Source organism: Pseudomonas sp. 10S5 (assembly GCF_035019745.1).
Classification (GTDB): domain Bacteria; phylum Pseudomonadota; class Gammaproteobacteria; order Pseudomonadales; family Pseudomonadaceae; genus Aquipseudomonas.
On record NZ_JASJVL010000001.1, the window covers coordinates 230,783 to 243,951 of the forward strand.

Consider the following 13,169-nt stretch of genomic DNA (forward strand, 5'->3'; position numbering starts at 1 on the left):
GACTGAACCATGAAAAATTTTCGTATCGGCCAAATCGTTCCAAGCTCCAACACCACCATGGAAACCGAAATCCCGGCGATGCTGACCTCGCGTTATTCGTTATTCCCAGAGGAGCATTTCACCTTTCACTCCGCGCGCATGCGAATGATGAATGTGAGCCCTGAAGAGCTTAAAAGAATGGACGTCGACAGCGATCGCTGTGCCCTGGAACTGAGCGATGCTCGGGTCGACGTCATGGCTTATGCCTGCCTGGTAGCGATCATGTGCCAAGGCGCCGGTTATCACAAAGTGTCCCAGGCACGTCTGAGCGAAACCGTTAAGAGCAACAATGCGCCGACTCCGGTGCTGAGTTCGGCCGGCGCGCTGATCGACAGTTTGAATGTGCTGGGCTACAAAAAAGTCGCACTGATCACCCCTTACATGAAGCCGCTTACCCAACAAGTGATCGACTACATTGAAGCCGCCGGGATTGAAGTCACCGATTCGATCAGTTTGGAAGTCTCCGACAACCTCGCGGTAGGTCGTTTGGACCCGATGGATCTGGTGGCGCACGCCGACCGCCTGAACATCGGCCAAGCGGACGGCGTGGTGCTTTCGGCCTGTGTGCAAATGCCATCGCTGGCGGCTATCCAGGTGGTTCAAGACCGTATCGACATGCCGGTGCTGTCGGCGTCAGTCGCCACCGTTTACCAGATACTGAAAACCCTGGGCCTCAAAGCCCAAGTGCCAAACGCGGGTTATCTGCTTTCAGGCGCGTTCTGATACAGACGTAAAGGGGTACCATCGGCGCAGTCCAAACAGTTGAGCCTGCTGGCCCCCATGAAACTTGATCCCGTATCGTTACGCCTGTTTGTCAGTGTCATTGAAGAAGGCACGATTGCCGCCGCCGCCAAGCGCGAACACATCGCGGCAGCGGCGGTCAGCAAACGCTTGAGTGAGCTGGAAGAGCTGCTCAATTCGCAGTTGCTGGTACGCACCAACAAGGGCATCACCCCGACGGCCGCAGGCATTTCTTTGCTGTACATGGCCCGTAGCGTGCTCAACAACCTGAATGAGATCGTCGTGCAGATGCACGATTATTCCCACGGTCGACGCGGCTCTATCCATGTGCTCGCCAACATCTCGGCCATCACTCAGTTCATGCCCTCGCTGCTAAAGTCTTTCATGGACCTTTATCCGCAGATTCAGATCACCCTGGAAGAAAAGCAAAGTCTGGCGATTACCAAGGGCATCGCGGAAAACCTTGCGGACATTGGGGTATTCACCCGATTACCGCATGGCTCGGACGTCGAGGTGTATCCGTTCCGCACGGATCAGTTGGTATTGCTGGTGCCCGATGGTCATCCTTTGGCCGCCCGCGACAGCGTGACCTTCGCCGACACCCTTGATTATGAATATGTGGCGTTACGTAGCGGCACCCATTTAAATTTTCAGATGATCAAAGCGGCCAGCGATGCAGGCAGATCGCTCAAGCTGCGCATGGAGGTGTCCAGTTACGACGCCTTGTGCTTGATGGTTCAAGCGGGAATCGGGATCGGCATATTGCCTCAGGGCAGCGTCGATATTTATGCCATTGAACATGCAAAAACCCTCGCGCTGGACGAGCCCTGGGCCACCCGTGAACTGATTATGTGTGTGCGTTCTCGGGAGGCGTTGTCGGTCACTGCGCGGTTGCTGTTTGATCATATGCTGGCGTCGGAGACCTGAAAAATCTTACGCAGAAAATGTGTGCCCCCGATTTTTTGGAAGCCAACTCATGGGCGAAGAGATCAATGCGGTTTGTCAGGCGGTCGGCGTGATGTCTCGCTCCACCGGCTCGGCGTCCGGGTCACGGCCCTCCGGAAACTTACCTTTCAAGTGCCAAGCGAACGCGATTATTTCGGCGATGGTGCGGTACAGCACCTCCGGGATGCTGTCGCCTAATTCCATGCGGGCGAGCAGTTTGACCAGCTCGGCGTTTTCGTAGATAGGGACGTTGTATTCCCGGGCGATGGCCAGGATCGTCTCCGCCAATTCGTCATCGCCTTTGGCTGTGAGGGTCGGTGCTTGTTGCCCGTCGTAGCTGAGGGCGATGGCCTGACGCGGGTGGTGTTCGGATTGGGTCATCAGGCGGTCTCGTCGATCCAGCGTTGTTCAAGGGCGGTGCGCGGGCCTTGCGGCGGCGTACCGCGATGGCAGGCCAACTCGCTGACATCGATGCCCGATGCCACCAGACGTTCGCGCAGGTAACCCAATTCACTCGCGATCAGCTCGGCACTTTCTGAACGCTCGGCCCAAAGCTGGCTGGACAGACTGCCACGTACCAGCTGTACCTGAACCTGCAACGGCCCCAGCGGCTCTAAATCAAATGCTAATTCAACCCGCCATAGCTTCGCTTTCGCGGGCTTGCTCGGGTTGTCGTATTTCTCAGCAGCCTCATCCTGATCCGATGTTTCTTCACGCTGGACTTTGACCTGTAGCGGCACGATGTCTTGCAGATTACGCATCGGGACTTCCAATTGCCAGGTGGTCAGCAGGCTGCCGTCCGCGGTAGTTCGGGTCTGTTCAAGTCCAGACAATTGGTGACTTTGCAGGCGGGAGATGGCTGCCGCCGCGAGCTTCAGGATGGTCTCCAGGTCTTGCGCGTTTTCAGACCCTAAGTAACGCGAAGGGATAGGAAAACTACTGGGGTGCTGTGGGCGTGCGCCGACTAAGCCAAGTGTGCCTAGCGCGTTGCGGATAAAGCTCGGCATAACCCGAGCCATGGTATTGGCGGCCGCTGCGGCGTCGTAATCGGTGTTGTCTGGGACATTCGCAATGATCTGCGAAATCAGCCGCAGTAGATTGGCTTTCAGGTCTGGACCGGCCGCCACGGCTCGGCTGCCCAGGAGATTGGCTTCAAGAAATACACCGCTGCCATTCAACGCTTGCGCAACAACTTTGGGGTCGCTCAATTGCTGAATATTGGGAAGGTTGGCCAATAACGTATTGATACTCGCCTGCAAGGCCGGTGGCAGGCTTTGATTTTGCTGGACGTTTTGCAGCACCTTAAACAAGCCGTCTAGCGACCCTTGGCGGCTTTGCTGAGTACTGAGCTGCTGGGACACTGCCATCTGATCCAGACGTGAGCTCAATTGCACGAAACTCAGGGACTGCGGACCTTGTACCTGTGCGTTGAGCTGGCTGCCAACCGCCAACGGCTGAGGGCTGTCAATCGTCAGGCTAGTGCCAGCGAGTACGGTGTTGATCAAGGTGATGATGGTGCGAAACAGCGCAGGCTGGCCAAGGGCGGGGGGCAATGCCTGGCTGCTCTGTACGGTGCCTTGCAGCAAGGTGCCGACCGGTAGTTGTTTGGTGTCGATTGCCAACAAACTGGCAACTGCCGAATTCAAGCTCTGTTGCACGGTAATTGCCAGGCTGCTGGGCGTGGGTTGCGACACCAATAAATTGGAGCCTACCGCCAACGGCTGCGGGCTGGAGGCCTGTATCAGGGTTTGTCCACCGCTTGCCAGATTAAGCCGTAACAGCAGCTGAAACGTCTGATCTATTGGCGTTGTGGTGACGACTTGCGCCGTTACCGTTTCGCCAGCCGCCAACAACCCTGCTGCCGGTTGAAGCAATTTGAGAACATCAGTCGGTGCAACACCAGCCTTGATCAGAGCGGTGGAGGGGGTAAGCGGTGGGAGGCTACTGATGTCGCCAGTCATGGAGAGTTACAACCTGTCGAAATTGCCCTCTTGAAAGTAGGACATGACATGTATAATGCCGCCCCGTCTGCGAAGGTGCGGATAGAAATATCGGTCACCCATCCTTTCGGGTGGGTGACACGTTTAAACGTCATCAGTATAACGGCCGGTTTTTAGCCGACTTGAACCGCTTAGCCCTTGATCATCAAAGAAAGGTCAGCCATGTCCAGCCCGCTTCTAGAAGCCGTGGCGCTCGCTTGCGAGCGTGACTGGCGGATGCTCTTCGAGAACCTCGAACTGCGTCTGTCGGCCGGCGATATGTTGCAAATAAGCGGCCCCAACGGCAGCGGCAAAACCAGTCTGTTGCGTTTATTGGCCGGGCTGATGCAACCGACAGCGGGCAATGTGCTGCTTAACGGCCAGCCATTAGCGACACAACGGGCCGAGCTGGCGCGCAATCTGCTGTGGATTGGCCATGCCGCTGGAATCAAGGACTTGCTGACCGCCGAGGAAAACTTGACCTGGTTGTGTGCCTTGCACCGGCCGGCACAGCGCGATGACATTTGGCGTGCATTGGAGTCGGTCGGCTTACGCGGTTTCGAAGACGTACCTTGCCATACCCTGTCTGCGGGCCAGCAACGGCGGGTCGCGTTGGCGCGTCTGTATCTGGATAGCCCGCCGCTGTGGATTCTCGATGAGCCCTTCACTGCGCTGGACAAACAAGGCGTGGCCCAACTGGAAAAGCATCTGGCAGCGCATTGCGAACGCGGAGGCATGGTCGTATTGACCACTCACCATACGTTGGGTCACATTCCTGATGGTTATCGAGACCTTGACCTGGGGCAGTGGGCGGTATGAGTCATGTGTTTACCCTGATGGTCGCCCGTGAAGCGCGGTTATTATTTCGTCGTCCGGCGGAGCTGGCCAACCCGCTGGTTTTTTTTGCGATCGTAATCGCCCTATTTCCGCTGGCGGTCGGCCCGGGGACTCATTTGTTGCAAACCTTGTCGCCGGGGTTAGTCTGGGTGGCGGCACTATTGTCAGTCCTGCTCTCGCTTGACGGCCTGTTTCGCAGTGATTTTGAAGACGGTTCGCTGGAACAGTGGGTCCTTTCGTCGCACCCCCTGGCTCTTCTCGTTTCAGCCAAAGTGCTGGCACACTGGGTGTTTTCGGGACTGGCCTTGGTGTTATTGGCACCGTTATTGGCATTGATGCTGGGTTTGCCCGGCGAGTGCCTGCCTGTCTTGTTGCTTTCGTTATTGTTGGGCACACCGGTTTTAAGCTTGCTCGGCGCAGTAGGCGCGGCATTGACTGTAGGTCTTAAGCGCGGCGGATTGTTGTTAGCGTTGTTGATATTGCCGTTGTACATCCCGGTTTTGATTTTGGGCAGCGGCGCGTTACAAGCGGCGCTGCAAGGCATGCCCGCGACTGGTTACTTGCTATGGCTTGGCAGCCTGACCGCTTTGGCAGTAACCCTGACACCTTTTGCAATAGCCGCTGGCCTGAAGATCAGCGTCGGCGAATAATTGAGGTTGGATCATTGCTGTCTGATGGCAGTGGTCAGTAAAGCCCCTGAAAGCACTGTGATGAAAGGCAGCGTGATGAAAAGCAACATCAGTTGGACCTGGTTCCATAAGCTGGGCTCACCTAAATGGTTCTACGGCATCAGCGGGCGCATGCTGCCTTGGCTGAGCATTGCCGCTGTATTGCTGATCGGTATCGGCCTGGTATGGGGGCTCGTGTTCGCGCCGCCCGACTATCAGCAGGGCAACAGCTTTCGCATCATTTATATCCACGTCCCGGCCGCTATGGTTGCCCAGTCCTGCTACGTGATGCTGGCTGTGGCCGGTGTGGTCGGGCTGGTCTGGAAGATGAAAATTGCGGATGTCGCGCTGCAATGTGCCGCCCCGGTTGGCGCCTGGATGACCGCCTTGGCGCTGGTCACGGGGGCAATCTGGGGCAAGCCTACCTGGGGCTCATGGTGGGTGTGGGATGCGCGCCTGACCTCGATGTTGATTTTGCTGTTTCTTTACTTCGGCCTGATTGCCCTTGGCAACGCCATTACTAACCGCGACAGCGCCGCCAAAGCCTGCGCCGTGCTGGCCATCGTGGGCGTGATCAATATTCCAATCATCAAGTATTCAGTGGAGTGGTGGAGCACCCTGCACCAAGGCGCGACCTTTAGCCTCACGGAAAAACCGGCGATGCCTGCCGAGATGTGGCTGCCTTTGCTGTTTATGGTGGTGGGTTTCTACTGCTTCTTTGGTGCAGTGCTGTTGTTGCGCATGCGCCTTGAAGTGCTAAAGCGCGAAGCGCGCAGCAGTTGGGTCAAGGACGAAATCTTGAAAAGCTTAAATCAGGTACCCGTCAAAGGAGTCGTACAGTGAGTTTCGACTCGTTCGGTGATTTCTTGGCAATGGGTCGCCATGCCCTGTATGTCTGGTCGGCGTATGGTATTTGCCTTTCGGTATTGGCTCTAAACGTGGCGCTGCCGATCTTGGCGCGTCGGCGTTACTTGCAACAAGAGGCGCGACGTCTGCGCTGGGAGAATCAGAAGTGAATCCGGTTCGTAAAAAGCGTCTGTTGATCATCGTCGGAATACTGGCCGGAGTGGGTGTCGCCGTCGGCTTGGCCTTGAGTGCGCTGCAACAGAACATCAACCTGTTCTACACCCCGACTCAGATCGCCAACGGCGAGGCGCCCGTTGATGCCCGTATTCGTGCCGGTGGCATGGTGGAGAAAGGTTCGCTGCAACGTTCCGGCGATTCCCTGGACGTCAAATTCATCGTTACCGATTTCAACAAGTCAGTGACCATTACCTATCGCGGCATTCTTCCTGACCTGTTCCGTGAAGGGCAGGGCATCGTCGCCTTGGGCAAACTCAATGCCGATGGCGTAGTAGTCGCCGATGAAGTACTGGCCAAGCACGATGAGAAATACATGCCGCCTGAAGTCCAGAAAGCGCTGAAAGACAGCGGCCAGTCGGTGCCCGTCTCGTCTTCGTCTTCGTCTACCTCCCTACCATCGAAACAGGGCTGACCCATGATTCCCGAACTCGGCCATCTGGCCATGATTCTGGCGCTGTGCCTTGCCATCGTGCAGGCCAGCGTGCCATTGATCGGCGCTTGGCGCGGCGATCGTCAATGGATGAGCCTGGCCCAGCCAGCCGCTTGGGGGCAGTTTGCCTTCTTGGTGTTTTCCTTCGGCTGTTTGACGTATTCGTTCATGACCGATGACTTTTCGGTTGGGTACGTGGCCAATAACTCCAACAGCGCGTTGCCGTGGTACTTCAAGTTCAGTGCGGTGTGGGGCGCTCATGAAGGTTCATTATTACTGTGGGCGCTGATCCTCGGCGGTTGGACCTTTGCGGTATCCATCTTCTCTCGGCAACTGCCGCAGGTCATGTTGGCGCGGGTATTGGCCGTGATGGGCATGATCAGCGTTGGCTTTCTGCTGTTTCTGGTTCTTACCTCTAATCCGTTTTCGCGGATACTCCCGCAAATTCCAGCTGATGGCCACGATCTTAACCCCTTGCTGCAAGACATCGGCCTGATCGTGCACCCGCCGATGCTGTACATGGGCTATGTCGGCTTCTCGGTAGCGTTCGCGTTTGCCATCGCTGCGCTGCTCGGCGGGCGTCTGGACGCGGCATGGGCGCGTTGGTCACGACCGTGGACGATTATCGCCTGGGCGTTCCTTGGCGTGGGTATCACCCTCGGCTCCTGGTGGGCGTACTACGAACTCGGTTGGGGCGGCTGGTGGTTCTGGGATCCGGTGGAAAACGCCTCGTTCATGCCATGGCTGGTTGGCACGGCGCTGATTCACTCGCTGGCGGTTACTGAGAAACGCGGCGTGTTCAAAAGCTGGACCGTGCTGCTGGCAATCGCCGCATTCTCACTGAGTTTGTTGGGCACCTTTCTGGTTCGTTCCGGGGTGGTGACGTCGGTACACGCATTTGCTTCTGACCCAGCCCGTGGTGTGTTCATTCTGGTTTTCCTGCTGATCGTGGTCGGCGGTTCGCTGACGTTATTCGCCTTGCGCGCACCCGTGGTAAAAAGCCACGTAGGTTTCTCGTTATGGTCCCGAGAAACTCTGCTGTTAGGCAATAACCTGATCTTGGTCGTTGCCGCAGCAACAATCCTGTTGGGTACGTTGTATCCGCTGGCGGTGGACGCGATGAGCGGCACCAAAATGTCGGTGGGGCCACCTTACTTCAACGCGCTGTTCGTACCGTTGATGGCCCTGCTGATGGCGGTGATGGCCGTGGGCATGTTGGTGCGCTGGAAAGACACCCCGGTGAAATGGTTGCTGGGCATGTTGGCGCCGGTATTGGTCGGTAGCGCTTTGCTGGCGGGACTCGCAGCGTTCGTGCTGCATGACACGCAATGGGGTTCGCTCGCGGTCTTCATGCTGGCGGCTTGGGTCTTGCTGGCCGGGGTCCGCGATATCCTGGACAAAACTCGCCACAAAGGTTTGATCAAAGGTGTTCGTGGTTTGACCCGCAGTTATTGGGGCATGCAGGTTGCGCACATCGGCATCGCTGTGTGCGCCTTGGGCGTGGTGCTCTCCAGTTCCAACAGTGCTCAACGCGATTTGCGCATGGCACCGGGTGATTCGTTGTACCTGGGCGGTTATGTGTTCCAGTTTGAGGGCGCCAAACACATTCAGGGTCCGAACTTCACCTCTGATCAAGGCACTATTCGCGTGCTCGAAGGCGGTAAGCAAGTTGCGCTGCTGCACCCGGAAAAACGTTTGTACACCGTGCAGCAATCGATGATGACTGAAGCCGGTATCGACGCTGGTTTCCGCCGGGATCTGTATGTGGCCCTTGGCGAACCATTGGAAAATGGCGCGTGGGCGGTTCGCTTACACGTCAAGCCGTTCGTGCGGTGGATTTGGTTCGGCGGGTTGTTTACAGGGTTAGGCGGCCTGATGGCAGCGTCGGATCGCCGTTATCGGGTCAAAGTCAAAAGCAAAGTGCGTGACGCGTTGGGTCTGACAGGGGCCCCCGCATGAAGCGCTGGATTCTGTTAATTCCGCTGGCGTTATTTTTGGGTGTGGCGGCTTTCCTTTATCGCGGCCTGTACCTTGACCCTGCCGAGCTGCCGTCCGCGATGATCGGCAAGCCGTTCCCGGCGTTTTCGCTACCTGAAGTGCAAAGCGGCAAGGTGGTCACTCAGGCCGATTTGCTCGGTAAACCGGCGCTGGTCAACGTTTGGGGTACGTGGTGTATCTCTTGCCGCGTCGAGCATCCAGTGCTGAATAAGTTGGCGCAGCAAGGCGTGGTGATTTATGGCATCAACTACAAAGACGTCAACGTTGATGCGCTGAAATGGTTGAAGGACTTCCATAACCCTTACCAAATCAACATTAATGATGAGACCGGTAGCCTTGGTCTGAACCTGGGGGTGTACGGCGCGCCGGAAACCTTCCTGATCGATAGCAAAGGTGTGATTCGTTACAAGCACGTTGGCGTGATCGACGACGTGGTTTGGCATGAACAGCTAGCTGCTTTGTATCAGGGCTTGGTAGACGAGGCCAAACCATGAAGCGTTGGTTAGCCGCAGGGGTTCTCATTGTAGGGCTGGCGGGTGTCGCCCAGGCCGCAATCGATTCATATGAATTCAAGGACGAAGCTCAGCGCGCGCGTTACGCCGACCTGACCCGAGAGCTGCGTTGCCCGAAATGCCAGAATCAAGACATTGCCGACTCTAATGCGCCCATCGCCGCCGACCTGCGTAAAGAGATTTACCGGATGCTGGGCGAAGGTCAAAGCAATCAGCAGATCATCGACTTCATGGTCGATCGCTACGGCGATTTCGTGCGCTACAAACCGGCACTCAATTCGGGGACCTGGCTGCTGTGGTTTGGCCCGGCTGGATTGCTGCTGGGCGGCGTGCTGGTGATAGGGGTCATGGTCACGCGGCGACGCGGCAAACGTGCGGACGATACAGACGTTCTTTCTGACGAGGAGCGTCAGCGCCTCGCCCACCTGTTGGATAAAAACCACGAATGATTGATTTCTGGCTAGCTGCCGGCCTGCTGTTGCTGGTGGCCCTGAGTTTTTTGTTGATCCCTGTTCTGCGTGGCCGTCGGGCTCAAAGTGAAGAGGATCGTACCGCGCTCAACGTTGCCCTATATCAGGAGCGTGTAGCCGAGCTAGTGGGTCAGCAGGAGGAGGGCGTGCTCTCTGTCTCGCAAATGGATTCCGGCCGTGCCGAGGCCGCGCGTGAGTTACTGGCCGACACCGAAGGTGTTGATGTTTCACGCACGGCGCGTCTGGGTAAATCATTGCCGCTATTGGCGGCGGCGCTGGTGCCGATAGTGGGCATGGCGCTTTACCTGCATTTCGGTGCCAGTGACAAGGTCGAACTGAGCCGCGAATTCGCTCAGGCGCCATCGTCCCTTCAGGAAATGACCACGCGCTTGGAGCGTGCGGTGAAGGCTCAGCCGGATTCAGCGGAAGGCCTGTACTTCCTGGCGCGTTCTTACATGGCTCAGGACCGGCCTGCGGACGCGGCGGGTTTGTTTGAACGTTCGGTGGGCTTGGCCGGGCGTCAACCAGAGCTCCTCGGGCAGTGGGCGCAGGCGCTATATTTTGCCGGTGATAAAAAGTTCTCGCCGCAAGTTCAGGCGCTGACCACCGAGGCGCTTAAAGCTGACCCAAATGAAGTTACCAGCCTCGGGCTGCTGGGCATCGCTGCCTTCGAGGGCGAGCGCTATCAGCAAGCCATGGATTATTGGAAGCGCCTTCTAGCGGTGTTACCGACTGATGATCCTTCCCGCTCAGCGCTGGAAGGTGGCATTTCCCGTGCTGCGGAGAAGCTCGGCAGTGGCGCTCCAGTGGTTGCGACACCCGTGGTCGCGGTCAAAACGCCGGAGACGCCAGCGGTTGAAAGCAAGGTGGCGGCACTGATCAAAGTGCGGGTTGACCTCGCCGAAGCCCTCAAAACCAAGGTCCAACCCGGCGACAGCGTGTTTATCTTTGCCCGCGCCACGTCCGGCCCGCCCATGCCGTTGGCGGTCAAGCGCCTGACCGTGGCCGACCTGCCCGCTGACGTCGAACTGGCTGATGCTGATGCGATGATGCCGCAACTGAAACTGTCGAACTTTCCCGAAGTCCAACTGGTTGCGCGCATCTCCCGCGCAGGCCAAGCGACAACGGGGGAGTGGATTGGACGCAGCGCGCCGCTGGCCAGCAGTACCACTCAGCTGCAAGCGTTGACCATTGACAGTCCGGATCACTAAAAGAGAAAACCATGAACCCCGTCGCACGCATTACCTTGTTAAGTCTGGTGTTGGGCTTGAGTGCGTGTGCGGTGCAGCCACCGGCGCCGCAGAGCAGCGAACCGATTGCGCCGCAGCCCGGTATGTCAGAACCGAGCTCGCCGTACAAGGCGCCACAACGCCCAGTACCTGCCGCACCGCAAACATCCGCCCACTTTGCCCCACCGCCGGGTGGCGACAGTCACTGGGACGCAAAGCTCGGGGTGTATGTGCTGGACGACCAACCGGACACCTTCTACCGACAACGCACCTACTACCGCTGGGACAACGGCTGGAGCTGGTCAACCGCCCGCCGTGGACCGTGGCAAGACACCGACGTTAACGGTGTCCCGCCGGGGTTGAGTCGGCAGATTGGGCACTAGGAATACATGGGATGGGTGTCAATTTGCACTTGAGGGTAGTCTGCTTTTTAGATGCTTTTTGGGGGGTGAGCCAAACATCCGACTGTATTCACGGCTAAATTGGGACTGGCTTTCATACCCGACTTTGAACGCTGCCGTTTCTACATTAGCGCCCTGCGACACCATTAAGCGACGTGCTTCCAGCAGGCGGAGCTCTTTCTGATACTGCAACGGAGTAAGGGACGTCAGTGCTTTAAATTGTCGGTGAAAAGCTGAAGGACTCAGTTGCGCAATAGCTGCTAGCTCGTCGAGATGAAGGGTCTCTGCAAATCGATCGCGAAGTGTGTCAAGAGCATCTTTAATGCGAAGAGACGGATGATTCAAAAGCGTCAGTCGTGCCACTTGGGCACCATGTGGCCCTGTGAGGAGCCAATAGCAAATTTCCTGCATGACAAGTGGGTAAAGTATTGGAATAGCTGCTGGGGTATCAAAAAGTCGGAACAGACGCAGGACGCAATCCGTCAGCGGTCCATCGAAGTCCGTAACAAAAACCCCACACCCGACCCTACTGTTTGTTTGAGGGAACGCATCTAACCTTTGGGCGATGTTTCTCATGAGAGTCAGGTCGAGGCTGAGAGCCAGTACGAGACACGGTTTATCCGGACTGGCTTGGGTGACACGTCCCAGCGAGGGCGCCTGGATGCCTACGACCAACGCTTCACCTGCTTTGTACTCAAACTTGCTTTCGCCAAACATAGCCCACTTGGCACCCTGAGCAACGAAACATATTGCCGGGGTAAATACTCTATGAACGGGCGGCTTCTTCTGGTCTGCTCGCAAGACCACCACACCATCGACAGGCGTTGAGTAGGGGCTCTCTCCCGTTTGACTCTCTGTGTAACGTACTACGGCGTCTATCAATTGCTCCGCCATTGAGCGGTTCTTTTCAAGCGTCACGGCGTGATACCTAAATAGTGGAGGAAGAATAGGCAAATAAAAGGCGTGTTTTGGTATGCAAATCGAGAGGGCTAACCCCCTATGATGACTTTTGACCCTCAAAGTAGAGCGTATCCTGATGTCAGAATATATCGAAAAGCAGACCGGTAAGATCGCCATCATCACCGGTGGTAGCCGGGGCATTGGTCGCAATACTCTGTTATGCCTTGCGAAGCGCGGAGTAACTTCGATCTTTACCTACAAATCAAATCGTGGGGAAGCCGATCAAGTAGTTGCCCTTGCCGCTAAAGCAGGAGCAAAGGCTATTGCTCTACACTTGGATGTCGGGAACGCCCAGTCGTTTGCCGCGTTCGCCAAAGACGTTCAGATTGCGTTGGCGGAGTTAGGGGCTGACCGCTTTGATTATCTCGTTAACAACGCGGGAACCTCCTCCAACTCAAGCTTCGCACAGACAACGGAAGCCGAGTTGGATTCTCTTTTCGCCGTTCATTTCAAGGGCGCGTTTCTGCTTACGCAGACGCTTGTACCATTGATGAATGACGGCGGCAGAATCATCAACATCTCATCGGGCCTGGCCCGCTTCGCCATGCCCAACCGTGCGGCCTATGGTTCAATCAAAGCAGCAGTCGAATCGCTGACAAGGTATATGGCTGTTGAGTTGGCATCTCGCCGAATCAGCGCCAATGTGGTCGCACCCGGTGCAATAGCCACTGACTTTAGCGGTGGCATCGTGCGAGATAACCCTGAAGTTAATAAAGCGGTGGCCAGCCATACTGCTCTTGGCCGAGCGGGTGAACCTCAGGATGTAGGGCCTGTTATTGCGGGACTGTTATCTGACGAGTTTGGATGGGTCAATGCCCAGCGTATAGAAGTAGCTGGCGGCGTTCATATCTAATGAAAGAATAAATCGGCAACTTTA

16 protein-coding genes are annotated in these 13,169 nt (G+C 56.7%); 13 read left to right on the plus strand and 3 right to left on the minus strand.

All coding sequences use genetic code 11. The features are described from left to right. Positions 1–9 precede the first annotated feature (9 nt). Together QN378_RS01065 and QN378_RS01070 are read left to right on the plus strand one after the other, a co-directional pair. Positions 10–762, plus strand: coding sequence for an Asp/Glu racemase (locus tag QN378_RS01065; RefSeq protein ID WP_322204002.1), 753 nt, complete (start codon positions 10–12; stop codon positions 760–762). A gap of 57 nt (positions 763–819) precedes the next feature. After that, positions 820–1,707: a LysR family transcriptional regulator gene (locus QN378_RS01070; protein ID WP_322204000.1), complete on the plus strand. Its 888-nt coding sequence runs from the start codon at positions 820–822 to the stop codon at positions 1,705–1,707. A 75-nt stretch (positions 1,708–1,782) separates the two neighbouring features. Here the strand turns inward: QN378_RS01070 and QN378_RS01075 are convergent, their stop codons facing one another. Continuing rightward, positions 1,783–2,106, minus strand: a complete 324-nt coding sequence (locus tag QN378_RS01075; protein WP_323550948.1) for an EscU/YscU/HrcU family type III secretion system export apparatus switch protein — start codon at positions 2,104–2,106, stop codon at positions 1,783–1,785. Continuing rightward, positions 2,106–3,686, minus strand: coding sequence for a flagellar hook-length control protein FliK (locus QN378_RS01080; RefSeq protein WP_322203996.1), 1,581 nt, complete (start codon positions 3,684–3,686; stop codon positions 2,106–2,108). Before QN378_RS01080 ends, QN378_RS01075 begins: the two co-directional genes overlap by 1 nt. A gap of 201 nt (positions 3,687–3,887) precedes the next feature. Here QN378_RS01080 and ccmA point away from each other — a divergent pair, with 201 nt between their 5' ends. The 10 genes from ccmA to QN378_RS01130 all read left to right on the plus strand — a co-directional run bounded on the left by ccmA (position 3,888) and on the right by QN378_RS01130 (position 11,314). Further along, positions 3,888–4,523 (plus strand): cytochrome c biogenesis heme-transporting ATPase CcmA, encoded by a 636-nt coding sequence (gene ccmA, locus QN378_RS01085; RefSeq protein ID WP_322203994.1) that lies wholly within the window; start codon positions 3,888–3,890, stop codon positions 4,521–4,523. Beyond that, positions 4,520–5,191, plus strand: a complete 672-nt coding sequence (gene ccmB / locus QN378_RS01090; RefSeq protein WP_323550947.1) for a heme exporter protein CcmB — start codon at positions 4,520–4,522, stop codon at positions 5,189–5,191. Before ccmA ends, ccmB begins: the two co-directional genes overlap by 4 nt. A 75-nt stretch (positions 5,192–5,266) precedes the next feature. Beyond that, positions 5,267–6,052, plus strand: a complete 786-nt coding sequence (locus tag QN378_RS01095; protein WP_323550946.1) for a heme ABC transporter permease — start codon at positions 5,267–5,269, stop codon at positions 6,050–6,052. Further along, entirely contained in the window at positions 6,049–6,225 is a 177-nt protein-coding gene (gene ccmD, locus QN378_RS01100; protein ID WP_322203988.1) for a heme exporter protein CcmD, read from the plus strand. The genes QN378_RS01095 and ccmD overlap by 4 nt, the downstream gene beginning before the upstream one ends. After that, positions 6,222–6,704, plus strand: a complete 483-nt coding sequence (gene ccmE / locus QN378_RS01105) for a cytochrome c maturation protein CcmE (RefSeq protein ID WP_323550945.1) — start codon at positions 6,222–6,224, stop codon at positions 6,702–6,704. The genes ccmD and ccmE overlap by 4 nt, the downstream gene beginning before the upstream one ends. A 3-nt stretch (positions 6,705–6,707) precedes the next feature. After that, on the plus strand, positions 6,708–8,681 hold the full coding sequence (locus tag QN378_RS01110; RefSeq protein ID WP_322203984.1) for a heme lyase CcmF/NrfE family subunit: 1,974 nt from the start codon (positions 6,708–6,710) through the stop codon (positions 8,679–8,681). Further along, positions 8,678–9,214 (plus strand): DsbE family thiol:disulfide interchange protein, encoded by a 537-nt coding sequence (locus tag QN378_RS01115; protein WP_322203982.1) that lies wholly within the window; start codon positions 8,678–8,680, stop codon positions 9,212–9,214. The genes QN378_RS01110 and QN378_RS01115 overlap by 4 nt, the downstream gene beginning before the upstream one ends. After that, on the plus strand, positions 9,211–9,681 hold the full coding sequence (locus QN378_RS01120) for a cytochrome c-type biogenesis protein (protein ID WP_322203980.1): 471 nt from the start codon (positions 9,211–9,213) through the stop codon (positions 9,679–9,681). Before QN378_RS01115 ends, QN378_RS01120 begins: the two co-directional genes overlap by 4 nt. Next, positions 9,678–10,913: a c-type cytochrome biogenesis protein CcmI gene (ccmI, locus tag QN378_RS01125; RefSeq protein WP_322203978.1), complete on the plus strand. Its 1,236-nt coding sequence runs from the start codon at positions 9,678–9,680 to the stop codon at positions 10,911–10,913. Before QN378_RS01120 ends, ccmI begins: the two co-directional genes overlap by 4 nt. A gap of 11 nt (positions 10,914–10,924) precedes the next feature. Next, positions 10,925–11,314, plus strand: a complete 390-nt coding sequence (locus QN378_RS01130; RefSeq protein ID WP_322203977.1) for a hypothetical protein — start codon at positions 10,925–10,927, stop codon at positions 11,312–11,314. Between the two features lie 18 nt (positions 11,315–11,332). On the opposite strand, the gene QN378_RS01135 is transcribed toward QN378_RS01130, so the two are convergent. Further along, the gene (locus QN378_RS01135; RefSeq protein WP_323550944.1) at positions 11,333–12,250 is read right to left on the minus strand and encodes an AraC family transcriptional regulator; all 918 of its coding nucleotides are present in this window, start codon (positions 12,248–12,250) and stop codon (positions 11,333–11,335) included. A 118-nt stretch (positions 12,251–12,368) separates the two neighbouring features. On the opposite strand from QN378_RS01135, the gene QN378_RS01140 reads away from it, so the two are divergent. Next, positions 12,369–13,145 carry an SDR family NAD(P)-dependent oxidoreductase gene (locus QN378_RS01140; protein ID WP_322206879.1) on the plus strand — a complete coding sequence of 259 codons (777 nt, stop codon included), beginning with the start codon at positions 12,369–12,371 and terminating at the stop codon, positions 13,143–13,145. The last annotated feature ends 24 nt before the right edge of the window (positions 13,146–13,169 follow it).

Coding starts and splice junctions, on each gene's coding strand:
- QN378_RS01065 (WP_322204002.1), top strand. CDS start 10: ATGAAAAATTTTCGTATCGGCCAAATCGTTCCAAGCTCCAACACCACC.
- QN378_RS01070 (WP_322204000.1), top strand. CDS start 820: ATGAAACTTGATCCCGTATCGTTACGCCTGTTTGTCAGTGTCATTGAA.
- QN378_RS01075 (WP_323550948.1), bottom strand. CDS start 2,106: ATGACCCAATCCGAACACCACCCGCGTCAGGCCATCGCCCTCAGCTAC.
- QN378_RS01080 (WP_322203996.1), bottom strand. CDS start 3,686: ATGACTGGCGACATCAGTAGCCTCCCACCGCTTACCCCCTCCACCGCT.
- ccmA (WP_322203994.1), top strand. CDS start 3,888: ATGTCCAGCCCGCTTCTAGAAGCCGTGGCGCTCGCTTGCGAGCGTGAC.
- ccmB (WP_323550947.1), top strand. CDS start 4,520: ATGAGTCATGTGTTTACCCTGATGGTCGCCCGTGAAGCGCGGTTATTA.
- QN378_RS01095 (WP_323550946.1), top strand. CDS start 5,267: ATGAAAAGCAACATCAGTTGGACCTGGTTCCATAAGCTGGGCTCACCT.
- QN378_RS01110 (WP_322203984.1), top strand. CDS start 6,708: ATGATTCCCGAACTCGGCCATCTGGCCATGATTCTGGCGCTGTGCCTT.
- QN378_RS01115 (WP_322203982.1), top strand. CDS start 8,678: ATGAAGCGCTGGATTCTGTTAATTCCGCTGGCGTTATTTTTGGGTGTG.
- QN378_RS01120 (WP_322203980.1), top strand. CDS start 9,211: ATGAAGCGTTGGTTAGCCGCAGGGGTTCTCATTGTAGGGCTGGCGGGT.
- ccmI (WP_322203978.1), top strand. CDS start 9,678: ATGATTGATTTCTGGCTAGCTGCCGGCCTGCTGTTGCTGGTGGCCCTG.
- QN378_RS01130 (WP_322203977.1), top strand. CDS start 10,925: ATGAACCCCGTCGCACGCATTACCTTGTTAAGTCTGGTGTTGGGCTTG.
- QN378_RS01140 (WP_322206879.1), top strand. CDS start 12,369: ATGTCAGAATATATCGAAAAGCAGACCGGTAAGATCGCCATCATCACC.